The following is a 20430-nucleotide window of genomic DNA, read 5'->3' on the forward strand; positions in this document are numbered from 1 at the left end:
CAATTTCGTCGGAACCGGGCAGGCGCGCTTTGGGTTCCTATATGTAACGGGCCTGGTCCTGCATCCGCTGGGCCTCCCCTCTCCCTGCGCGCAATGTTGTCTGTCGAACTCATCATCGTCGTCGTCCTGATCGTCATCAACGGCCTGCTCGCCATGTCGGAGCTCGCCGTGGTCTCGTCGCGCCCGGCGCGGTTGTCGCTGCTCGCGGCCAAGGGCGTGCGCGGCGCCGGGCGCGCACTGACATTGGCTGCGGATCCCGGAAAGTTCCTTTCGACCGTGCAGATCGGCATCACGCTGGTCGGCGTGCTCTCCGGTGCGTTCTCCGGCGCGACGCTCGGACAGCGGCTGACCCAATGGCTGCTCGAGCTCGGCCTGTCCCCGGGCATTGCCGACATCGTCGGCGTCGGCATCGTCGTCACCATCATCACCTATGCGACCCTGATCGTCGGCGAACTGGTGCCGAAGCAGGTCGCGCTGCGCGACCCCGAAAGTATCGCGGTGAAGGTCGCGCCGGCGATGCACGTGCTGGCGCGGGTCTCGCTGCCGCTGGTGTTCCTGCTCGACGTCTCCGGCAAGCTGATCCTGAAGCTGCTCGGCCGCGGCGGCAAGGCCGAGGAGAAAGTGTCGGAGGACGAGATCCATCATCTCGTCAGCGAGGCCGAGAGCGCGGGCGTGCTCGAGCCCGGCGAAAAGGAAATGATTGCCGGCGTGATGCGGCTTGGCGACCGCCCGGTGGGCGCGGTGATGACGCCGCGCACGGAGGTCGACGAGATCGACCTGAACGACGATCGGACGGCGATCCAGACGATGATCGCCGAGAGCCCGCATTCGCGCTTTCCCGTTTGTGACGGCGATCGCGACAAGCCGATCGGCGTGCTCCAGGCCAAGGATCTGCTGATTGCCTATATGCGCGAGCGTGCGCCCGATCTGCGGGCGCTCGTGCGCGAGACGCCGATCATCCCGGCGTCAGCGGATGCGCGCGACGTGCTCGCGATCCTGAAGGCGGCGCCCGTGCATATCGGCCTCGTCCATGACGAGTACGGCGCGTTTGAAGGCGTGGTGACGGCGGCGGATATTCTGGAATCGATCGTCGGCGCCTTCCATTCAGAAGCAGGCCCACCGGAGCCGGCCTATGTCAGGCGCGCCGACGGCTCGCTGCTCGTCTCGGGCTGGATGCCGGTCGACGAGTTCGGCGAGTTGCTCGGCGTCGAGCTGCCTCCGCATCACCGTTACAATACGGTGGCTGGCCTCGTGCTGCAGCAGTTCACCGTGCTGCCAGATGTCGGCGACGCCTTCGATTTCGCAGGCTGGCAAATCGAGGTGGTCGATCTCGACGGCAGGAGGATCGACAAGATTTTGGCGAGCCGGGTGAATGAGATGGAGACGGGGTAAGCGAGCTCACGCCGCCTCACCCGAACTTCACGCCGATCCGCCTTTCCTTGCGCCAGATCACGGTGCAGGACAGATGTTTCCCGTCCGCCTGCATGAACAGCGTGAAGTGCTCGGGAATCCCGACCGGGCTGGTGACGTCGAGGGCAGCGCCGGTATCGGAGAAATTGCGGACGGTGCAATCGATCGCGCCGCCGCCGAACTCGATGGTTCCGCCCTTCAATACGCGATGCCTGGCCTTGTCGCGCCGCTCGTCCATCACGCCAATTTACACCCGAAGCTGACACAAAGGTTAATGCAACCGACTCGCGTTCAGTTGACCTCGCGATCGGGCGGTATCATGCGGTGGATTGCCGCTCCGTCAGAGCGCCGGCTGAAACGACGACGCTTGCGCCATCCGCCAGGCGTCGCGGAACCGCGGGTCTTCGGTGCCTTCGAGCAGTTCGCCGGGGCGGAGCGCCGGATACAGCTGGGCGAAGGACCTCACGTCTGTCGTCGAGGTGCGCTGGGTGAAATGGATCGGGCGCAATTGCTGCGGATGCTCCAGGCCGGCCGCGGCGATCAGCTCGATCAGCGAATGCAGGGTGGCGTGGTGATAATTGTGCACGCGGTCGATCTTCAGCGGCACGTAGAGCGCGCGCGCCCGCGTCGGATCCTGGGTCGCGACCCCGGTCGGACAGCGGTCGGTGTGGCAGCTCAGCGACTGGATACAGCCGAGCGAGAACATGAAGCCGCGCGCCGAATTGCAATAGTCGGCACCGATCGCCATGGCGCGCGCCATGTCGAAGGCGGTCGCGATCTTGCCTGACGCGCCGATCTTGATGCGGTCGCGCGCATTGATGCCGATAAGCGCGTTGTGGACGAAGTTGACGCCCTCGCGCATCGGCATGCCCAGATGGTCCATGAACTCCAGCGGCGCCGCTCCGGTGCCGCCTTCATTGCCGTCGACGACGATGAAGTCAGGATAGATCCCGGTCTGAAGCATCGCCTTGCAGATCGCCAGAAACTCCCAGGGATGGCCGATGCAGAGCTTGAAGCCCGCCGGCTTGCCGCCTGAGAGCCTCCGCATCTCGGCGATGAACTCCATCATGCCCGATGGCGTGGAGAAGGCACGATGCGAGGCCGGCGAGATGCAATCCTCGCCCATCGCCACGCCGCGGATCTTGGAGATCTCTTCCGAGACCTTGGCCGCCGGCAGCACGCCGCCATGGCCGGGCTTGGCGCCCTGGCTGATCTTGAGCTCCACCATCTTGATCTGGTCCTGGCTCGCGACGCGCGCGAATGCATCCGGATCGAAGGTGCCGTCGCGGTGACGGCAGCCGAAATAGCCGGAGCCGATCTCCCAGATGATGTCGCCCCCCATCTCGGCGTGATAGGGGCTGAAGCCGCCCTCGCCGGTGTCGTGGGCGAAGCCGCCCTTCTTCGCGCCGGCATTCAGCGCACGCACCGCATTCGGGCTGAGCGCGCCGAAGCTCATGGCCGAGATGTTGAAGACCGATGCCGAATAGGGCTTGGCGCAATCCGGCCCGCCGATCGTGACGCGAAACTTCTCCTCGGCATGCGCCTTCGGCGACACCGAGTGATGCATCCACTCATATCCCTGGCGATAGACGTCCTCCTGCGTCCCGAACGGACGCTTGTCGAGCTGCATCTTGGCGCGCTGATAGACCACCGCGCGAATGTCGCGCGAGAACGGCATGCCGTCCTTTTCGCTCTCGAAGAAATACTGCCGCATCTCCGGCCGGATTTCTTCCAGCAGGAAGCGGATGTGCGCCGAGATCGGATAATTGCGCAGAACCGCATGGCCCTTCTGCATGAGGTCGCGGACGCCGAGCAGCGTCAGGGCGCCGAAGATCGCGATCGGGACCATCAGGATGTCGAAGATCCGGCGGTCCGCGATGGCGATACCGATCAACAGCGCGGTGAGCACCGCGCAGATCGTCAGGATGATGAAGCGCGGCGAGAATGGAAGCAGCAGGGTTTCCATGATCCCCTCTTCCGCCAGCGGCAGGCGCTTGGGTGAGGGGGAGTTGGGCGCTTCCTGCGTGTTGTTGTCGGGCACGATTCCCATCCTCTCGCCAGCATGAGGCGATACGATACGCCTACGCCTGTCATACGGATATGACGCAGCGCTTGTTTCAGGCTAGCGAATTTGGCCGTGACAAATCAATCAGCCCGATGGCCGGGCTTTTTGCAGTGCAGCGGGACAGTGGGACGCGAAGGGCTGCGCCGTCGTCCTGGCGAAGGCCAGGACGACGCGAACAGGACCATCGAGGGTGGCTTACCGCTCGACGAACGCCTTCTCGATCACGAAATGGCCAGGCTTGTTGCCGCTTCCTTCGACGAAGTCGCGACCCTCGAACATCAGCTTCAGCTCTTCCAGCATGGCCGGGCTGCCGCACATCATGATGCGGTCGGTCTCGATGTCCAGCGGGCCCTGCCCGATGTCGTTGAAGATCTGCTCGGAGCTGATGAGGTCGGTGATGCGGCCGCGGTTGCGGAACGGCTCGCGGGTCACGGTCGGATAGTAGATCAGCTTGTCCGCGAGCAACTCGCCGAACAGCTCGTCCTCGCGCAAATTCGCCACGAGCTTCTCGCCATAAGCGAGCTCGGAGACCTGGCGGCAGCCGTGCACCAGCACGATGCTCTCGAACTGGTCATAGACCTCGGGGTCCTTGATCAGGCTGGCGAACGGCGCAAGGCCCGTGCCCGTCGAGAGCAGCATCAGACGCTTGCCGGGGATGAGATTGTCGGTGATCAGCGTGCCGGTCGCCTTGCGGCCGACCAGGATGGTGTCGCCTTCCTTGATCTTCTGCAGGCGCGAGGTCAGCGGACCGTCCTGCACCTTGATGGAGAAGAACTCGAGCTCTTCCTCGTGGTTGGCGCTGGCCATGCTGTAGGCGCGCAACAACGGACGGCCGTCGACCTCGAGGCCGATCATCGCGAACTGACCGTTCTGGAAGCGGAAGCCGGTGTCGCGCGTGGCGCGGAAGCTGAACAACGTGTCGGTCCAGTGCTGGACGGAAACAACTTTCTCTCGGTAAAACGCGCTCATGATTTTCGATATTCCGAATGACTGCGGTTTTTCGGGCAAAGCGTTGCCCGGCCCTGAAAACGGGGCGGACACCATTGCCATGGCGGAGGATTTCGCGTGTGTGATCTACGCCATTGGGACCAATAATCAACCTCGTTCCGGGTGCAATTGATGCCGGGCCATCATGCATTTGCGGCGGAATTGGTCACAGCATTAACGGATCTGCTGTCCGGGGCAGGCAGTGGGCAATTTCTTTTCCCTTGCGGCTGCAATTGCAGCACTTAATTTCCATCGCGCTCGCGAGAATTTCATTAAGAATAGCTCTGATTTTCACCCCCGCTTGGCGCCATATCCCGCATTTCCGCGGCTTTTGGCGCCTGTAACGACGACGACATGGCAACCAGCGAGCGGATCTTTGTCCAGGCGATCAAGGCCTATTGTGCGCGCCATGGCATCGACGTCGATGTCCGCGCCGGCGGCTGGCTCATCGCGATGCGTCGCGGCGAGATCCGCCGCTTCGCCTTCGGCTATGACATCGGCCTCAACAGCGCGATTGCACACCGCCTCGCCAACGACAAATCGGCGACATCGGAGGCATTGTCGCTTGCACGCGTGTCCTCCATTCCGCATCACCTCTTCCTCAACCCGAAGCTGGGCAGGAATATCGTCGCCCCGACCTGGCGCGATGCAATGCGCGAGCTGCTTCACGCCCATCCGCAAGGCGTGGTGCTGAAGCCGAACGAGGGGACATCGGGACGTCAGGTGTTCAAGGTGACGACGGAGGCGGAGCTCGACCACGCGGCGAGCGATGTCTTTGCGATGAGCGCCGGGCTCGTGATCGCCCCCTATGTCGCGATCGAGGAAGAAGTCCGCGTGGTGCTGCTCGAGGATATGCCCCTCGTCGTGTACAGCAAGCAGCGTGGTGCGGATTGGCGGCACAATCTCGATGCCGGCGCAAAGCCGGTGTTGCTGGAAGACGGCGAGGTTCGCACCGCGTGCGTGAAGCTCGCGATCGACGCCGCAAACGCCATCGGAATTGCTTTCGCGTCGATCGACGTGGTGCGCGTTGAGGGCGATTGGCGCGTGCTCGAAATCAATTCCGGTGTGATGATGGAGGCGCTGGGGAAGCTGTATCCGGAGCTGGTGCAAGCAACGTATGATGCGGCGCTGGATCGGGTGTTCGGGGAAAGATAGCGGCCGCGGGCCCCTTACCCTCCCCTGCAGGGGGAGGGTAAGGAAGACTGTCGCTAATTGTTCGCGCTCGCGGAATCGTCCATCGCCTTGAACGCTTCCTCCAGCTGCAGCGAGATCGGCACGTTCATTTTCTCGCCGGTGGGCATGCGCGCGATGAACCATTTATTGTAGAGCGGCACGAGATCGTGGTTGGATCCGAGCTTGCGGAAGGTGCGCTCGACCACGGCCGCGAGCTGCGGCTCGCCCTTGCGGAACATGATGCCGTAGGGGTCGTAGGACAAATAGTCGCCGGTGACGCGGAACTTGTCCTGCGACTTGTGACGCACGATCAGGCCCGAGAGCAGGATGTCGTCGGTCGCGAACGCATCAGCCTTGCCGTCGGCGAGCATCTGATAGGACTGCTCGTGATCGGCGGCGACGACGATGTTCATCCCCAGCGCGAACTTCTTCTCGGCCGCCTGGATCGCCTGCTCGTTGGTGGTGCCCTTGGTCACCACGATGGTCTTGCCCTTCAGATCGGTCAGCTGTTGGACGCTGGAGGCCTTGGGCACCATCAGCTTGGTGCCGGCCACGAACATCAGCGGCGAGAAGGCGACGCGCTTGCCGCGCTCGGAATTGGCCGTGGTCGACCCGCATTCCAGATCGATCTTGTTCTGGAGCACCGCGTCGATGCGGTCATCCGAGGTGACCTTGACGTACTCGATCTTCAGATTGGGATCGTCGACCTCGACGCCGATCTCCTCGACGATGGCCTCGCACAATTCGAGGCTATAGCCGATTGGCCGGCCCGCCTGGTCGAGGAAAGAGAACGGCGGCGAGCTTTCGCGATAGCCGAGCCGCACGGTATGCGCATTCTTGATGGCAAGCAGCGTCGGGCTAAGCCCTTCGCTGCCGCCGGTCTGGGCGGAGGCAGCCGATGCCAGCAGGCAGGCTGCCAGCAACAGGCCGCTCGAAATCGCCGTCAAAGGGCGCATGACGCACTCCCGTCAGTGGCCGGCCATCGCAGGCACTTCGCCCGGCACCATGTCGCCGGGAACGGCATCGCCTGGTCCCATCGCATGCTCGGGCCCGAGCTCGCCTTCCCACTTCGCAACCACCGAGGTCGCCAGCGTGTTGCCGATCACGTTGGTGGCGCTGCGCCCCATGTCGAGGAAGGTGTCGATGCCCATGATCATCAACAGGCCCGCTTCGGGAATGTTGAACTGCGACAGTGTCGAGGCGATCACGACGAGGGAGGCACGCGGCACGCCGGCAACGCCCTTCGACGTGATCATCAGGGTCGCCAGCATCGCGAGCTGCGTGCCGAGCGGCATGTCGATGTGGTAGGTTTGCGCGATGAAGATACTGGCGAAAGTGCAGTACATCATCGTGCCGTCGAGGTTGAACGAATAGCCGAGCGGCAGCACGAAGCTCGAGATCCGCGACGAGGCGCCGAAGCGGTTGAGGCCTTCGAGCGTCTTCGGGTAGGCCGCTTCCGAGCTCGCCGTGGAGAACGCGATCATCAGCGGCTCACGGATCAGTCTCAGGAGATGGCTGTAGCGCGGCCCGATCACGATGAAGCCGACGATCACCAGGATACCCCAGAGCAGGAAGAGCGAGAGATAGAAGCCGCCCATGAAGACGATGAGCTTCCAGAGCACCAGCAGACCGTTCTTGGCGACGGTCGCCGTGATCGCAGCCCACACCGCGAACGGCGCGAACATCATCACATAGCTCGTCACCTTCAGCATGATGTGGCCGAGATCGTCGATCAGGGACAGGATCTGCTTGGAGCGCTCCGGCAGCGCGCCCATCGCCACCGAGAAGAACACGGCGAAGATCACGATCTGGAGGATCTCGTTCTGCGCCATCGCGTCCGCGATCGAGGTCGGGATCAGATGGGTCAGGAATTTCTCGATCGAGAAGGCGGACACCGGCAGGCCGGTCGATTGCGCCTTGTCCGGCAGGGTACCGGGGAAATTCGCGCCGGGCTGAAGCAGGTTGACCATGACGAGGCCGAGCATCAGCGAGACAAAGGACGCACTGACGAACCAGCCCATGGTCTTGGCGAAAATACGCCCGAGCTTCGCGCCCGAACCCATATGGGCGATGCCGCCGACGAGCGTCGCAAACACCAGCGGCGCGATGATCATCTTGATGAGGCGCAGGAAGATCACTGCGATCAGGTTGATGGAAGAGGCCCAGTCGCCGCGCGTCTCCGGCATGAAATTGTAGATCGCCGAGCCCATGATGATGCCGAGCACCATCGCCGCCAAAATGTATTGCGTAAACCTGTTCGACATTGACAATCCCCACTGCTCCGGCCGCTTCATGATGTCGCAGATATGACAGCGACGCAACACGCTTTGCGTGCGGCCGATCGAGGTCGATGTTCCGGTTGCGAAACCGAGCGCGCCGATCTAGCTTTCATGCAGCGCACAACGGATGCGGCCTGCATGTTTTGTTTGCGGCGAGTGCATCAATAATCGTCAAACAATCAAGGGGGAACGCCATGACCGGAAGCGTCAATCGCCAAATTCTTCTGGTGGAGAAGCCCAGCGGCAAGCTCGGTCTCGAACACTTCAAGATGGTCGAGGGCGCGACGCCCGAGCCGAAGGATGGCGAGGCCTTGCTGCGCGTCCGCTACATCTCGCTCGATGCCGCCAACCGCGCCTGGATGCACGGCGCAACCTACCGCTCGGCCGTCGAAGCCAACAGCGTGATGGCCGGCGGTGCCATTGCCGAGGTCGTGAGCTCGAAGGCCGAGGGGCTTGCGCCCGGCGACATCGTGTTCGGCGACACCGGCTGGCAGGAGTTCGCGGCGGTGCCCGCAAAACATCTCACGAAAATGCCGAAGCTCGAGCCGATGACGCATCTGCTCAGCGTGTTCGGCATCGCGGGCCTCACCGCCTATTTCGGCCTGCTCGAGGTCGGCAAGCCCCGGGAAGGCGACACCGTCGTGGTCTCCGCCGCCGCGGGCTCGGTCGGCTCGATCGTCGGGCAGATCGCGGGGATCAAGGGGTGCCGCGTCATTGGCATCGCCGGCGGCGCCGACAAGTGCCACTGGCTGACATCCGAGCTCGGATTCGATGCCGCGGTCGACTACAAGGACGGCGCGGTGTTCAAGGCACTACGCGCGGCCGCGCCAAAAGGCATTGACGTCTATTTCGACAATGTCGGCGGCGACATTCTCGAAGCCTGCATTCCACAGATGAACAATTACGGCCGCATCGCCTGCTGCGGTGCGATCTCGCAATATGACGGCGCACCGTCCGCGCACGGACCGCGCGGCGTGCCCGGCCTGATCGTGGTGAAGCGGCTCGTGATGCAGGGCTTCATCGTGATGGACTACATGAAGGAGAGCGGGCGTGCGCTCGCCGACCTCCAGGCCTGGGTCAAATCAGGCAGGCTGAAGGTACAGGAGGACGTCATCGACGGCTTGCAGAACACGCCGCAGGCGCTGATCGGATTGCTCGCCGGCGAAAACCGCGGCAAGCGGATGGTGAAGCTGTGACGACGTAGTTACGTCGCAATTGAACTGATATTATTTGCTCGCGGTGGTGGCCAAAGCGCCCGAGGATTTACGCGCGGCATCACCCGTGATGATTGTTTGCATCGGTTTTAATTGAGCGTCGGCGTTGCCGACAGGGCGGGAATTGATCCAGATGTCCAACATCTTGAAACATGCATCGACGCGGCACGCGTTGTTGGCCGCAGCACTCTTCGCATCTGCAACAAGCGCTTTCGCGCAAGCGCCGAGCGAGGCACAGAAGAGCGCCATCCGCTCGGCATGCCGCTCGGATTTCATCGCGCACTGCTCGAGCGTAACGCCTGGCGGCGTGGAAGCGTATCAATGCCTCCAAGGCCACATGTCGAGCCTGTCGGCGGGATGCCAGACCGCGGTTCGTGCGGTCGAGCCGGCGGCTGCGCCGAACACCGAAGCTCCGCCAGCGAAGTCCGAACCGGCCAAATCTGAACCTGCCAAATCCGAACCGGCAAAGGCCGAAGCGGCCCCCGCCGCCGAACCCGCGGCGAAGCCGCCGGCAGAAGCCGCTCCGAAGGCTGCCGCAGCCAAGAAGCCCAGCAGCGCGCAAATTGCCGCGGTCAAGAGCGCGTGCCGCGCGGATTACCCCAAGGTTTGCGCCAGCGTGCCGCCGGGCGGCGCCCCCGCGCTGGAATGTCTCGAGAGGAACAAGACCAAGGTATCGCCGGGTTGCGAGAAGGCCGTGACCGCCGTGACCGGCGGCAGTGCCGCAGCGACAACGGCAGCACCGGCGACTGCTGCTGCACCGGCGGCCGGAGCCGTACCGCCGGCCCCACCGGCCGCGATGGTTCTGCGCCCGCTGCGGCCGCGCGAAGAGTTGTTGATTGTCCGCTCTGCCTGCGGCGCGGACATCCGCTCGCTCTGCGCGGGTGTCCAGCCAGGTGGCGGACGCGTCGTGCAGTGTATTGCCGGCAATGCGGCATCGCTGTCGCCCGCCTGCAAGGACGTGCTTGCACCATTCGCGGCGCGATAGGCGCAGCGCGCGGCCGAATTTTCCTGCGCCCGCGATGCTCATATTTTTTGCCGATCAGCGATTTCAATCACGACAAGACCGGGAGGAAGACATGCGTTCAGTCTGCTTATCGGTTCCGCGCTGCCCGCCGTCGGGGCAACCATGACTTTCGAACCATCCGACGCCAACGCAGTGGTGTGCACCCGCGGCGTCTACCGCGCCGGTTGCGCCGGAGCGCGGGGTGCGGTCGTGGTCCGCCATCCTGTGGTCCGCCGTACCAGAGTGCTGGTGAACGGCGTCTACGTGAAGCGCTGCGTCCGAGGCACGGGTGGCCAAGCCGGCATGGTTTGGCTATGATTCGGACCTGACGATTTCGGGCATGCGTACGACGGCTGCCCGCAGTCGTGCTGCGGTGCTCTGCCTGCCGATGGTTCCGCCGGGGTGGGCGACCGCAGCTGATCAGTCTGCCCTGAGATAGTAAGTATACTGTCAATTCAGGAGGATGACTTTGCGGATCGCCGTGATTGGTGGAGGGCCCGGCGGGCTCTACTTTGCCTATCTCTGGAAGAAGCGTCACCCCGAGGATCAAGTCGACCTGTTCGAACAGAACCCGGCCGACGCGACCTGGGGCTTTGGCGTGGTGTTTTCCGATCAGGCCTTGGAGTTCCTGCGGGCCGACGACCCCGAGACCGTGGATGCGATCGCGCCGCATATGGAGAGCTGGGAAAACATCACGCTGAATCACGGCGGCGACAGCGTCGTCATTGACGGTGTCGGCTTCTCCTCGATCGGACGGCTCGAGCTCCTGCAGTTCCTGCAGCAGCGCGCGCTCGATGCCGGCGTCACCCCGCGCTTCGACACCCAGATCCAGGCGATCGACCAGCTCAACGGCCACGACCTGATCGTCGCCGCCGACGGGCTGAATTCGCTGGTGCGCCGCGCCTATGAAGGCGATTTCGGCACCTCGCTGTCCTATTCGTCCAACAAGTTCGTCTGGTACGGCACCTCGAAGCGCTTCGACACGCTGTCCCAGACCTTCGTGAAGACCGATCGCGGCGCCTTCAACGCCCATCACTACCGCTATTCGCCGACGATGAGCACGTTCCTGGTCGAGTGCGACCATGCCACCTGGCAGGCCTATGGCTTCGCCTACAAGGACGTCGAGCAGTCCAAGGGCGTCTGCGAGGAGGTGTTTGCCGACACGCTCGGCGGCCATTGTCTGGTCTCGAACAAATCGGTGTGGCGTAATTTTCCCTGGGTCTGGAACGAGCACTGGTCGTTCAAGAACATGGTGCTGATCGGGGACGCGCTGCACTCGGCGCATTTCTCGATCGGTTCGGGGACGCGGCTCGCGATCGAGGACGCGATCGCGCTGGTCAAGGCGCTGGAATCGGATGCCCATCTGTCGACCGCGCTGCATCGCTATCAAGCGGCCCGCAAGCCGGTGGTGCAGACGCTCGTCAATGCCGCGCGCACCAGCGCTTTCTGGTACGAGCACTTCGCCCAGCACATGCAGCTCGGCCTGCTCGACTTCGCCTATAGCTACATCACCCGCTCAGGCCGCATCGATGATTCCCGGCTGCGTGCGATGTCGCCGGCCTTCATGGCCCGCTACGAGGCCGGAAAGAACGGCGGCGGAGAAGCGGTCGGTGAGGCCTCGCCATGAGCCAGAGATACGCGAATGCGCGGTGCTGCGCGGGCAACCTCACCCCGCCTTGCCCAAATGCTCCAGCGCATCCTCGGCCCGCAGCGGCACGCGCGAGGCCTCGTTGTTGAGATCGACGAGCCGCGACATCAACCCCATCAACGCCTTGCGCTCGGCGGGCTTGAGCGGGTCCAGCATTCTCGCCTGGGCGCGTTCGACGGCGGGGATGATCTGGCGCAGGGTCGCGGTTCCTTGCCTGGTCAGATAGAGCAGCCTGATCCGCTTGTCCTCGGGGGCCGGCTTGCGCTCGACATAATCCTTGGCCTGTAGGCGCTCGATCACGCTGCCGAGCGTGGAGCGGTCGAAGGCGATCACGGCCGACAGTCGTGTCGCGTCGATGCCGGGATGGGTGTGGATCGCAACCAGCGCCGCATATTGCACCGGCGTGAGGTCGAACGCCTTGCACTCCTCCATGAAGATCGAGACCGCGATCTGCTGCATGCGCCGGAACAGATAACCCGGCGCGGCATAGATCGCGTCGATTGTGATCGAAGGACGAGGCTTACTCGGCATCGGGCTGCTTCTCCGGCGCGGCATTGGTGAAGGCCGGCAGCGCCTTGGCCGCGGCTTCCGCCTTCAGCAGGCGCGGATAGGCCGAGACGTCGACGCCGAAGCGGCGCGCATTGGCCAGCTGCGGCACCAGACAGAGATCGGCGAGCGTCGGCGCGTCGCCGAAGCAGAACGAGCCCGGCTCGTCCTTGATCAACGTCTCGCAGGCCGACAGGCCCTCGCGATTGACCCAGGCGGCCCAGTCCTGGACCTTCTCCTCGGCCAGGCCAAGCTCTCGCAGCCGCGCCAGCACTTTCAGATTCTGCACGGGATGGGTGTCACAGGCGATCGCCAATGCGAAGGCCCGCACCCTGGCACGTTGCAGCGAATCCTTTGGCAAAAGGGGCGGATTGGGATGGGTCTCGTCGAGCCATTCGATGATCGCGACCGATTGGGTCAGCACCGTGCCGGCATCGTTCTCCAGCGCCGGCACCAGGCCTTGCGGGTTGATGGCGAGATAAGCAGGCGCGCATTGCTCGCCCCTGCGTAGATGATGCGGCAGGTGCTCGGCGCCGAGACCCTTGAGATTGAGCGCGATCCGGACGCGATAGGCGGCGCTGGAGCGGAAATAGCCGTGCAGCTTCATCGGAACCCTCCCTGTTGCTTTGTCGTTCCGGCTTCGATGCGCCAGCATCGAACCCGGACTCTCGCGATTCCGGTTCGCCCTTCGGACGCCCCGGAATGACGTTCCCGTGCATTGACGCTATCCAGGTCGTCAGTATACTGTCAATCAACAAAACGAACGGGAGGCTCATCATGGAAGCCGTGACCAGGACGCCGGAACGCGAGGCGTTCTACAAGAAGATCGACGGCGAAAATCTCACCGCGCTCTGGACGGTGATGAGCGATCTGATCACACCGGAGCCGAAGAGCGCCTGCCGGCCGCATCTGTGGAGGTTCGACGTCATCCGCGACTACATGACCGAGGCCGGCAAGCTGATCACGGCGAAAGAAGCCGAGCGGCGCGTGCTGGTGCTCGAGAATCCCGGGCTGCGCGGTCAGTCCAAGATCACGACCTCGCTCTATGCGGGCGTGCAGATGGTGGTGCCCGGCGACGTCGCCCCCGCCCATCGCCACAGCCAATCGGCGCTGCGATTCGTGCTCGAAGGCAGGGGCGCCCACACCGCCGTTGACGGCGAGCGCACTGCAATGGAGCAAGGCGACTTCATCATCACGCCGTCGATGACCTGGCACGATCACTCCAACGAAACCGACGAGCCGATGTTCTGGCTCGACGGACTCGATATTCCCCTGGTGCAGTTCTTCGACTGCTCTTTCGCGGAGGGCTCGAAAGAGGACCAGCAGAAAATCACGAAGCCCGCCGGCGCCAGCTTTGCCCGCTATGGCCATAATCTGCTCCCGGTCGACGTGAAGCGGTCATCGAAGACATCGCCGATCTTCAGCTACCCCTACGCCTACACCCGCGAGGCGCTCGAGAAAGCCAGGACGAGCCAGGAGTGGGACGCCTGCCACGGGCTGAAACTCAAATTCAGCAACCCCGAGACCGGCGATTTCGCGATGCCGACCATCGGCACGTTCATCCAGCTGCTGCCGAAGGGCTTCAAGACCGCGCGCTATCGCGCGACCGATGCGACCGTGTTCTGCCCGATCGAGGGCCGCGGCCGCAGCCGCATCGCCGACGCCGTTTTCGAATGGGGGCCGCGCGACCTGTTCGTGGTGCCGAGCTGGCACTGGGTGACGCACGAGGCGGATGACGATGCCGTGCTGTTCAGCTTCTCGGACCGGCCGGTGCAGCAGAAGCTGGATCTGTTTCGCGAGGATCGCGGCAACGCGTGAGCCTGCCACGTCGTCATTGCGACGAAGCAATCCAGTCTCGTAGGGTGGATGAGCCGAAGGCGTAATCCACCATCGGTCCCTCCGCGTCGAAGGAAGTGGTGGGTTACGCTTCGCTAACCCACCCTACGGCAGCGGTGAGTTTGGCTACCGCCAGTGCAACAACCGCGTCTCCAGCCAGCCGATCACCTTCCCCACCACCAACCCGAACACCGACAGGATCACAACGCCTGCGAGCAGCTGATCGGTCTGCATCAGATTGCCGGCCTGGAGCACGAAGGCGCCGATGCCGTATTGCGCGCCGATCATCTCGGCACTGACGACAAGCAGCAGCGCGACAGAAGCCGTGATGCGGAAGCCGGCGAGGATCGCGGGCAGCGCGCCGGGCCAGACCACCTTGCGGACGATGGTCGCGAAGGGGACGTTGAAACTCTGCGCCATGCGGATGAGGTTGCGCGGCACGGCGTCGACGCCGCTATAGACCGAGATCGCGGTCGAGAAGAACACCCCGAGCGCTATGGTCGCGATCTTCGGCTCTTCGCCGATGCCGAGCCAGAGGATCAGGAGCGGCAGCAGTGCGATCTTCGGGATCGGGAACAGCGCCGAGATGAAGGTGATGCCGACGCCACGCGCGAGCCTGGACAGGCCGATGGCAAAGCCGACGACGACGCCAGCCGCGGTGCCGAGCAGCCAGCCGACGCCGATGCGCAGCAGCGAGGCCGAGAGATGCTGCCAGAGCGCACCGGACATCGCGAGCTCGTAGATCGCGCGCACGATCGCCGAGGGTGCCGGCAGGAACAACGGATTGACGATACCGGCGCTGCCGGCAGCCTGCCAGATCGCAATGACCAGTGCGAGCGCGATCCAACCACCAAAACGGCTGGACGCCGGCACGAAACCCGCGCCGCGGAAGCGGACGCGCCGCGTCGTATCGTCCTTGGCCGATGTATCGGTCGCGCGATCAAGCATGCTGGACCTCGCGCTCGGCGTCGATCGCCTCGTTGCGGATCAGCGACCAGATCTGGTCCTGCAGCGCCAGCAGCTTCTCTCGCGCGGCAGTCTCGCCGCGCTCGGCGCGCGTCATCGGTACCGTCACGACCTCGCGAATGCGACCCGGCCGCCGGGACAGCACCACGATGCGATCGGCCAGCCGCGCCGCCTCCTCGAGATTGTGCGTGACATAGGCCGCGCCCATGCCGCCGTCGGCGAGCAGCCGGACGAAATCTTCCATCAAGAGCTCGCGCGTCTGCGAATCCAGCGCCGAGAGCGGCTCATCCATCAACAGAATCGCCGGCTTCACCGCGAGCGCACGCGAAATGCCGACGCGCTGACGCATGCCGCCGGAAAGCTGCTTTGGATAAGTCTTGCGGAAATCGGTCAGACCGGTACGGCGCAGGGCATCCTCGACCAGCGCGCGGCGCTGCACGGCCGAAAGCTGGGTGTGCAGCAATGGGAATTCGACGTTCTCCGCCACCGTCGCCCAGGGCAGCAGCGCAAAATCCTGGAACACGAAGGTCAACGGATTGAGACTGTCCGCCGGCGGCGCCCCGCGCAGCTCGGGCGCCCCTGAGGTCGGCTGCAGCAACCCGCCGAGGATCGACAACAGCGTGCTCTTGCCGCAGCCGGATGGACCCACGATCGCCACCACCTCGCCTGAACTCACCGTGAAGGAGATGTCGTCGAGGACGGCGAGATCGCCGAAGTGGTGGGAGATGTGGTTGGCGATCAGGTCCATGGGATGAATCCTCTCGCTCTCGCCCCGTCATCCTGAGGTGCGAGCGAAGCGAGCCTCGAACGATGTGCGGCCCAGATGGAGCTCGGCCGTCTATCCTTCGAGGCTCGCAGCGCAGTGCGGATGCACTGCGCTGCGAGCACCTCAGGATGACGGAGATAGAGCAGAGCCCGCAGCATCAATCCGCCTTCACGTAATCCTTGGCGATGATCGCATCGGCGTCAAAGCCCTTGTCGACGAAACCCTGCTCCTGAAGCCATTTGATCTGGTTGTCGACGTTCTTGACGTCGAGCTTGCCGTCGGGATCGATATAGGCGCAGTTGCCGACCACCTGCTCGACCGGCAGGTTGGTGTATTTCGCGATGATCTCCAGCAGCGGTTTTGTGTGCTCGTTGATCGGCGCAACGCCGTCCTTCATCGAAGCGAGGATCACATCGTGATATTCGCGGTCGGCTTTCGCAAGCACGCCAAGGAATTTCGTCACCAGCGCCTTGTTGGTCAGCGTCTTCGGCGAAGCGAACACCGCGCCCAATTGCCAGGGCGTCTCGTCGCCGACCCAGCCCAAAAACTTCGCACCGCCCTCGTCCATCAGCTTTCGCGCGGTGGAGATCGGCAGCAGCGCCGCATCGACGGTCTCTCCCTTCAACGCAGCGGCTGCGTTAGACAACGACTGCAGCGGCACGATCTTCACGTCGGAAAGCTTGAAGCCGTATTTGTCGGCGAGCAGGCCGAGCGAATAATGGAAGGATGATCCGACTTGCGTGACCGCGATGCGCTTGCCGGCGAGGTCCTTCGGCGTCTTCAACCCGGCGGCATAGGCGTTGTTGCTGGCGAAATAGCCGATCAGGGGATAGCCTGATTTCTCGCGGCTCATGCCGCCGATCACCTTCAGCACGCCCTTGCCGGCGAGATTGTAGAGCCCCGCCGTGAAGGCGGTGACGCCGAAATCGACATCGCCCGAGGTGGTGGCGACCGCGATCGGCTGCGCCGCGTCGAAGAATTTCAGATCGACGTCGAGGCCGGCGTCGCGGAAATAGCCCTTGTCCTGCGCAATGAAGACGGGCGCGGAGGACGACAGGCGGAGCACGCCGACCTTGGCCTTCAGTGCGTCCTCGGCCTGGGCCGTGCCCATCGCCATCATAGCCAAAAGGCTAAGTGCCGCGACCCGCGCAATTCCGATCATCCCGCTTCCTCCAATGGTTCTTCTTGCAGTTCATGACAGGCCCTTCGGCAGCGGTTGATCCCGTCCGATGAAGGCGCCCTGTTGTTTCAACGTTTCCTGCAATTTTTCAACCGGTATGTCGCGCGGGATCCTGTTTCCTGACAGCGCCAGCGCAGCCGCGGAACCGGCGGCCTCGCCCATCACGAAGCAGGCGCCGGAGACACGCGCGGCCGACTGGCCCTCGTGGGTCATGGAGGCGCAGCGGCCGGCGACCAACAGATTGTCTACGCCCTCGGGCACCAGCATGCGATACGGCAATTCGTTGTAGCCGCGCGATTCCGGGATCGGCGGGAAGGTGAAGACGACATCGCCGGGCACATGGGCCTCGATGGGCCAGCCATTGACGCCGATGGAATCCTCGAACGAGGCACAGCCGAGCACGTCCTCGCCGCTGAGCTGGTAGCCGCCCTTGATGCGGCGGGTCTCGCGGATGCCGAGTTGCGGCGGCAAATCGACGATATAGGACTTTTCGAAGCCCGGCACCGTGCGCAGGAACTCGAAGGCTGCGAGCGCCTGCTTGCGGCCCTCGATCTCGCCACGGGTGAGATCATCAGGCTCGACGCCGTTGATGGCATGGCCGTCCTCACGCGCCACTTGCGTGAAATTCACCCGCCATTCGATGCCGGATTTTTGCGGCCGTACGATCGCGCTCTTGCGCGGGAATCTGTGCGTGCCGGCCGCGGTGGCCGCTTCCATCAGTTGCGGGATGGTCCGCCAGGCATCGCCGGCCCTCGCAGGGTCGATGCCGTTGAGGCGCAGCATCATCGACGGGTACATCGGATGACCGTGCTCGTCCCCGACCTCGAACGGCGCACCGGCCCAGACCGCGAGATCGCCGTCGCCGGAGCAATCAATGAAGATCTCCGCGCGTACCGCCTGCCGGCCGGCCTTGGTCTCAATCATGAGCGCGTCGATGCGGCGGTCAGCCCCCATCACAACGCCTGCGCCGAGCGCATGGAAGAGAATGTGCACCTTGTGGCTGGCGAGCAGCTCATCCGCCGCGATCTTGTAGGCAGCGGTGTCGTAGGCCTGGGCAAAGACCTTGCCGAGGATCAGATGCGGCGCGTTGAGGCCGTTGAGATGGTCGATCCGCGCCAGCAGGTCGGAGGCCATGCCCTGCACGAGCCTGACGGCCTCGCCATAGACATTGCCATGCAGGCCGCAGAAATTGGTGACGCCGGCCGCGGTGCCCATGCCGCCGAGAAAGCCGTAGCGCTCGATCAGCAGCGTCTTCCGCCCGGCGCGCGCGGACGAGGCCGCAGCCACGATGCCGGCCGGGCCGCCGCCGAGCACGACGACCTCGTATTCGCCATAGAGCGGCACCTGCCGTGCTGGTTCCTTGATCGTCGTGGCCCGCATGGCGTCCTTCCCAACATCCGTTGCTTGGAGGCGACTATGAATTAGCGCGTAGCGGGCTACAATCCACCAAAATATGCGATCAGCTTTCTCGAAACGCGAAAAGTCGACATGGACATCCTGGTGAATCTTGAGGCCTTCCTCGCCACCGCCGACGCGGCCGGATTTTCCGCCGCCGCGCGAAAACTCGATGTCTCGACCTCGGTCGTGGCCAAGCGCGTCGCGCAGCTGGAGGCACGGATCGGTACGCCGCTGTTTCACCGCTCGACCCGGCAATTGCGGCTGACCGAGGCCGGCCAGCGCTACGTGCATCGCGCCCGCGGCGTCGTCATGGATGCCACCGATCTGCTCTCACGCATGGGCGAGAAGCGCCACGATCTCGTCGATCACCTCCGCATCAAGGCGCCGACCTCGATGACCGTCGCGCGGCTTGCGGATGCCTTCAGCGCATTCCAGACGCAGAATCCACGGCTGAAGCTCGAGATCGTGCTGATCGACCGTCCGGTCGATCCCGTCACCGAAGGTTTCGACATCGCGATCGGCGCCTTTCCGCATTCCTTCGGCGGCGTGGTCGACGAACCACTGGTCCCGCTGAAACGACTGCTTTGCGCCTCGCCGGCTTATCTTAGGAAGCACGGCACGCCGAAGCATCCGCGCGATCTCGTCGAGCATCGCTGCCTCAGCTTCATGCCGACAGGCCCCGAATGGGTCTTTGACGGGCCGCGCGGCCGCATCAGCATCCAGGTCAGCCCCCTGCTCTCCTCCAATGAGGGACATGTGCTGGCGCGCAGCGCGATCGCCGGCAACGGCATCACGCTGATCTCGCACTATCTCGTTGCGGACTCGTTGCGCGACGGCACGCTGAAACCGGTGCTCCGCGAGTTTCCGATTCCGGAGTTGTGGGTGAAGGCGGCTATCCCCGAACGCCGGCGCAACGCGGCCGCCGTGCAGGCGCTGCTGACCTTGCTCAAAACGTCACTCGCGCCGTCGCTGTGAATTGCGGTGCTGTTGGCCGTTAAGCTGCCGAGACTCAGCCCTTCCCGCCGCCCCACTTCGCCGCGCGCTTCTCGGCAAAGGACGCCAGCCCCTCTGCTGCTTCCGCGCTTTGCCGCTTGAGCGAATGCAGCTGGACGAGCCGGGTGTAGGTCGCATCATCCACCGCCATTCCACCGAACGAGCTCTCCAGTGCCAGCCGCTTGGTCTCGGCCATCGCCTCCGGGCCGTTGGCCAGCAGCTGCTCGACCACCTTGCTGCCTGCGGCGTCGAGATCGGCGAGCGGCACCACCTCGTGGACAAGCCCGATGCGGCGGGCGTCCTCGGCGCCAAAGCGTTCGCCGGTCAGTGCGTAACGGCGGACTTGCCGGACGCCGATGGCGTCGCATAGCTGGGGGATGATGATCGCGGCGGTCAGGCCCCAGCGCACCTCAGTGATGGAGAACAGGGCGTTGTCGGCCGCAATCACCACATCGCAGGCCGCAATCACGCCGGTACCGCCACCGAAGCAGCCGCCCTGCACCAGCGCCACGGTCGGGATCGGCAAGGTGTTGAGCCGCTGCACGGCTTCGAACGTCGCCCGCGACGCCGCCTCGTTGGCCTCAGGTGATTGCGGCCGCACGCCGTTGATCCATTTCAGGTCGGCGCCGGCCTGGAAGTGCTTGCCGTTGCCCCTGAGCACGACGACGCGCAAGCTCGGCTTCTTGGCCAGCTCGTCCATGGCCGCGAGCACGCCCGCGATCAGCGCGCCGTCATAGGCGTTGTTGACCTCCGGGCGATTCAACGTGACGGTCGCAACCCCACGCTCATCAAGGCTCCACAGGACGGGGCTGGCGGTCATCGGCGATCTCCGGTCATTCTGATGGCGCACATAATGGCCGAGGCAATGCGTCTTGATCCATATCTTTCCAGCGTGGGGCGGCCGCGCCCATCGCATGGCGGCTTGTGTCATGCTGCCGCCGGGCGGCACCTAGGGATCAGGGACGA

Annotated in this window: 21 protein-coding genes; 8 read left to right on the forward strand and 13 right to left on the reverse strand. The window is 64.1% G+C overall.

The window, feature by feature from the left end; genetic code table 11:
- Positions 1-93 precede the first annotated feature (93 nt).
- A complete protein-coding gene (locus BM222_RS24335; protein ID WP_092233257.1) occupies positions 94-1392 on the forward strand; it encodes a hemolysin family protein in 1299 nt (432 codons plus the stop codon).
- A gap of 16 nt (positions 1393-1408) precedes the next feature.
- Here BM222_RS24335 and BM222_RS24340 read toward each other — a convergent pair whose 3' ends face one another.
- The 3 genes from BM222_RS24340 to BM222_RS24350 all read right to left on the reverse strand — a co-directional run bounded on the left by BM222_RS24340 (position 1409) and on the right by BM222_RS24350 (position 4444).
- Entirely contained in the window at positions 1409-1648 is a 240-nt protein-coding gene (locus BM222_RS24340) for a PilZ domain-containing protein (RefSeq protein WP_092233260.1), read from the reverse strand.
- Positions 1649-1750: 102 nt separating this feature from the next.
- Positions 1751-3376: an FMN-binding glutamate synthase family protein gene (locus BM222_RS24345; protein WP_092233458.1), complete on the reverse strand. Its 1626-nt coding sequence runs from the start codon at positions 3374-3376 to the stop codon at positions 1751-1753.
- Between the two features lie 294 nt (positions 3377-3670).
- Complete coding sequence (locus tag BM222_RS24350; protein WP_092233263.1) at positions 3671-4444, reverse strand: ferredoxin--NADP reductase; 774 nt, start codon at positions 4442-4444, stop codon at positions 3671-3673.
- Between the two features lie 372 nt (positions 4445-4816).
- On the opposite strand from BM222_RS24350, the gene BM222_RS24355 reads away from it, so the two are divergent.
- Positions 4817-5617 (forward strand): ATP-grasp domain-containing protein, encoded by an 801-nt coding sequence (locus BM222_RS24355; protein ID WP_092233266.1) that lies wholly within the window; start codon positions 4817-4819, stop codon positions 5615-5617.
- A 53-nt stretch (positions 5618-5670) separates the two neighbouring features.
- Here BM222_RS24355 and BM222_RS24360 read toward each other — a convergent pair whose 3' ends face one another.
- Positions 5671-6591: an amino acid ABC transporter substrate-binding protein gene (locus tag BM222_RS24360; protein ID WP_092233269.1), complete on the reverse strand. Its 921-nt coding sequence runs from the start codon at positions 6589-6591 to the stop codon at positions 5671-5673.
- Between the two features lie 12 nt (positions 6592-6603).
- A complete protein-coding gene (locus BM222_RS24365) occupies positions 6604-7899 on the reverse strand; it encodes a dicarboxylate/amino acid:cation symporter (RefSeq protein WP_092233272.1) in 1296 nt (431 codons plus the stop codon).
- A gap of 209 nt (positions 7900-8108) precedes the next feature.
- Here BM222_RS24365 and BM222_RS24370 point away from each other — a divergent pair, with 209 nt between their 5' ends.
- Positions 8109-9110 carry an NADP-dependent oxidoreductase gene (locus tag BM222_RS24370; RefSeq protein ID WP_092233275.1) on the forward strand — a complete coding sequence of 334 codons (1002 nt, stop codon included), beginning with the start codon at positions 8109-8111 and terminating at the stop codon, positions 9108-9110.
- A 30-nt stretch (positions 9111-9140) separates the two neighbouring features.
- Here the strand turns inward: BM222_RS24370 and BM222_RS42215 are convergent, their stop codons facing one another.
- Positions 9141-9404 (reverse strand): hypothetical protein, encoded by a 264-nt coding sequence (locus BM222_RS42215; protein ID WP_244547231.1) that lies wholly within the window; start codon positions 9402-9404, stop codon positions 9141-9143.
- Here BM222_RS42215 and BM222_RS24375 point away from each other — a divergent pair.
- From BM222_RS24375 to BM222_RS24385, 3 genes are all read left to right on the forward strand, one after another.
- Entirely contained in the window at positions 9304-10113 is an 810-nt protein-coding gene (locus BM222_RS24375; RefSeq protein WP_244547229.1) for a cysteine rich repeat-containing protein, read from the forward strand. The genes BM222_RS42215 and BM222_RS24375 overlap by 101 nt on opposite strands.
- A gap of 141 nt (positions 10114-10254) precedes the next feature.
- On the forward strand, positions 10255-10449 hold the full coding sequence (locus BM222_RS24380; protein ID WP_092233278.1) for a hypothetical protein: 195 nt from the start codon (positions 10255-10257) through the stop codon (positions 10447-10449).
- 151 nt (positions 10450-10600) lie between these two features.
- Complete coding sequence (locus BM222_RS24385; protein WP_177243426.1) at positions 10601-11758, forward strand: FAD-dependent monooxygenase; 1158 nt, start codon at positions 10601-10603, stop codon at positions 11756-11758.
- A 39-nt stretch (positions 11759-11797) separates the two neighbouring features.
- Here BM222_RS24385 and BM222_RS24390 read toward each other — a convergent pair whose 3' ends face one another.
- Both BM222_RS24390 and maiA read right to left on the reverse strand, forming a co-directional pair.
- The gene (locus tag BM222_RS24390) at positions 11798-12310 is read right to left on the reverse strand and encodes a MarR family winged helix-turn-helix transcriptional regulator (protein ID WP_177243427.1); all 513 of its coding nucleotides are present in this window, start codon (positions 12308-12310) and stop codon (positions 11798-11800) included.
- A complete protein-coding gene (maiA, locus tag BM222_RS24395) occupies positions 12300-12932 on the reverse strand; it encodes a maleylacetoacetate isomerase (RefSeq protein ID WP_092233284.1) in 633 nt (210 codons plus the stop codon). The genes BM222_RS24390 and maiA overlap by 11 nt, the downstream gene beginning before the upstream one ends.
- A 170-nt stretch (positions 12933-13102) precedes the next feature.
- Here maiA and gtdA point away from each other — a divergent pair, with 170 nt between their 5' ends.
- Entirely contained in the window at positions 13103-14143 is a 1041-nt protein-coding gene (gene gtdA / locus BM222_RS24400) for a gentisate 1,2-dioxygenase (RefSeq protein ID WP_092233467.1), read from the forward strand.
- Positions 14144-14287: 144 nt separating this feature from the next.
- On the opposite strand, the gene BM222_RS24405 is transcribed toward gtdA, so the two are convergent.
- From BM222_RS24405 to BM222_RS24420, 4 genes are all read right to left on the reverse strand, one after another.
- Positions 14288-15109 (reverse strand): ABC transporter permease, encoded by an 822-nt coding sequence (locus tag BM222_RS24405; protein WP_092233287.1) that lies wholly within the window; start codon positions 15107-15109, stop codon positions 14288-14290.
- Entirely contained in the window at positions 15102-15875 is a 774-nt protein-coding gene (locus BM222_RS24410) for an ABC transporter ATP-binding protein (RefSeq protein ID WP_092233290.1), read from the reverse strand. The genes BM222_RS24405 and BM222_RS24410 overlap by 8 nt, the downstream gene beginning before the upstream one ends.
- A 175-nt stretch (positions 15876-16050) precedes the next feature.
- The gene (locus BM222_RS24415) at positions 16051-17055 is read right to left on the reverse strand and encodes an ABC transporter substrate-binding protein (protein WP_092233293.1); all 1005 of its coding nucleotides are present in this window, start codon (positions 17053-17055) and stop codon (positions 16051-16053) included.
- Positions 17056-17085: 30 nt separating this feature from the next.
- Positions 17086-18453, reverse strand: coding sequence for an FAD-dependent oxidoreductase (locus tag BM222_RS24420; protein ID WP_092233296.1), 1368 nt, complete (start codon positions 18451-18453; stop codon positions 17086-17088).
- A 108-nt stretch (positions 18454-18561) separates the two neighbouring features.
- Here BM222_RS24420 and BM222_RS24425 point away from each other — a divergent pair, with 108 nt between their 5' ends.
- Positions 18562-19446: a LysR family transcriptional regulator gene (locus BM222_RS24425; RefSeq protein WP_092233300.1), complete on the forward strand. Its 885-nt coding sequence runs from the start codon at positions 18562-18564 to the stop codon at positions 19444-19446.
- A gap of 34 nt (positions 19447-19480) precedes the next feature.
- Here BM222_RS24425 and BM222_RS24430 read toward each other — a convergent pair whose 3' ends face one another.
- Positions 19481-20284 (reverse strand): enoyl-CoA hydratase-related protein, encoded by an 804-nt coding sequence (locus tag BM222_RS24430; protein ID WP_092233470.1) that lies wholly within the window; start codon positions 20282-20284, stop codon positions 19481-19483.
- Positions 20285-20430 lie beyond the last annotated feature (146 nt).

Source organism: Bradyrhizobium sp. Gha, assembly GCF_900113735.1.
Taxonomy (GTDB): Bacteria; Pseudomonadota; Alphaproteobacteria; order Rhizobiales; family Xanthobacteraceae; genus Bradyrhizobium.

What these genes read in the sequence shown, in the direction of transcription:
- BM222_RS24335 (WP_092233257.1), top strand. Translation starts at nt 94, where the DNA reads ATGTTGTCTGTCGAACTCATCATCGTCGTCGTCCTGATCGTCATCAAC.
- BM222_RS24340 (WP_092233260.1), bottom strand. Translation starts at nt 1,648, where the DNA reads ATGGACGAGCGGCGCGACAAGGCCAGGCATCGCGTATTGAAGGGCGGA.
- BM222_RS24345 (WP_092233458.1), bottom strand. Translation starts at nt 3,376, where the DNA reads ATGGAAACCCTGCTGCTTCCATTCTCGCCGCGCTTCATCATCCTGACG.
- BM222_RS24350 (WP_092233263.1), bottom strand. Translation starts at nt 4,444, where the DNA reads ATGAGCGCGTTTTACCGAGAGAAAGTTGTTTCCGTCCAGCACTGGACC.
- BM222_RS24355 (WP_092233266.1), top strand. Translation starts at nt 4,817, where the DNA reads ATGGCAACCAGCGAGCGGATCTTTGTCCAGGCGATCAAGGCCTATTGT.
- BM222_RS24360 (WP_092233269.1), bottom strand. Translation starts at nt 6,591, where the DNA reads ATGCGCCCTTTGACGGCGATTTCGAGCGGCCTGTTGCTGGCAGCCTGC.
- BM222_RS24365 (WP_092233272.1), bottom strand. Translation starts at nt 7,899, where the DNA reads ATGTCGAACAGGTTTACGCAATACATTTTGGCGGCGATGGTGCTCGGC.
- BM222_RS24370 (WP_092233275.1), top strand. Translation starts at nt 8,109, where the DNA reads ATGACCGGAAGCGTCAATCGCCAAATTCTTCTGGTGGAGAAGCCCAGC.
- BM222_RS42215 (WP_244547231.1), bottom strand. Translation starts at nt 9,404, where the DNA reads ATGAAATCCGAGCGGCATGCCGAGCGGATGGCGCTCTTCTGTGCCTCG.
- BM222_RS24380 (WP_092233278.1), top strand. Translation starts at nt 10,255, where the DNA reads ATGACTTTCGAACCATCCGACGCCAACGCAGTGGTGTGCACCCGCGGC.
- BM222_RS24390 (WP_177243427.1), bottom strand. Translation starts at nt 12,310, where the DNA reads ATGCCGAGTAAGCCTCGTCCTTCGATCACAATCGACGCGATCTATGCC.
- maiA (WP_092233284.1), bottom strand. Translation starts at nt 12,932, where the DNA reads ATGAAGCTGCACGGCTATTTCCGCTCCAGCGCCGCCTATCGCGTCCGG.
- gtdA (WP_092233467.1), top strand. Translation starts at nt 13,103, where the DNA reads ATGGAAGCCGTGACCAGGACGCCGGAACGCGAGGCGTTCTACAAGAAG.
- BM222_RS24405 (WP_092233287.1), bottom strand. Translation starts at nt 15,109, where the DNA reads ATGCTTGATCGCGCGACCGATACATCGGCCAAGGACGATACGACGCGG.
- BM222_RS24410 (WP_092233290.1), bottom strand. Translation starts at nt 15,875, where the DNA reads ATGGACCTGATCGCCAACCACATCTCCCACCACTTCGGCGATCTCGCC.
- BM222_RS24415 (WP_092233293.1), bottom strand. Translation starts at nt 17,055, where the DNA reads ATGATCGGAATTGCGCGGGTCGCGGCACTTAGCCTTTTGGCTATGATG.
- BM222_RS24420 (WP_092233296.1), bottom strand. Translation starts at nt 18,453, where the DNA reads ATGCGGGCCACGACGATCAAGGAACCAGCACGGCAGGTGCCGCTCTAT.
- BM222_RS24425 (WP_092233300.1), top strand. Translation starts at nt 18,562, where the DNA reads ATGGACATCCTGGTGAATCTTGAGGCCTTCCTCGCCACCGCCGACGCG.
- BM222_RS24430 (WP_092233470.1), bottom strand. Translation starts at nt 20,284, where the DNA reads ATGACCGCCAGCCCCGTCCTGTGGAGCCTTGATGAGCGTGGGGTTGCG.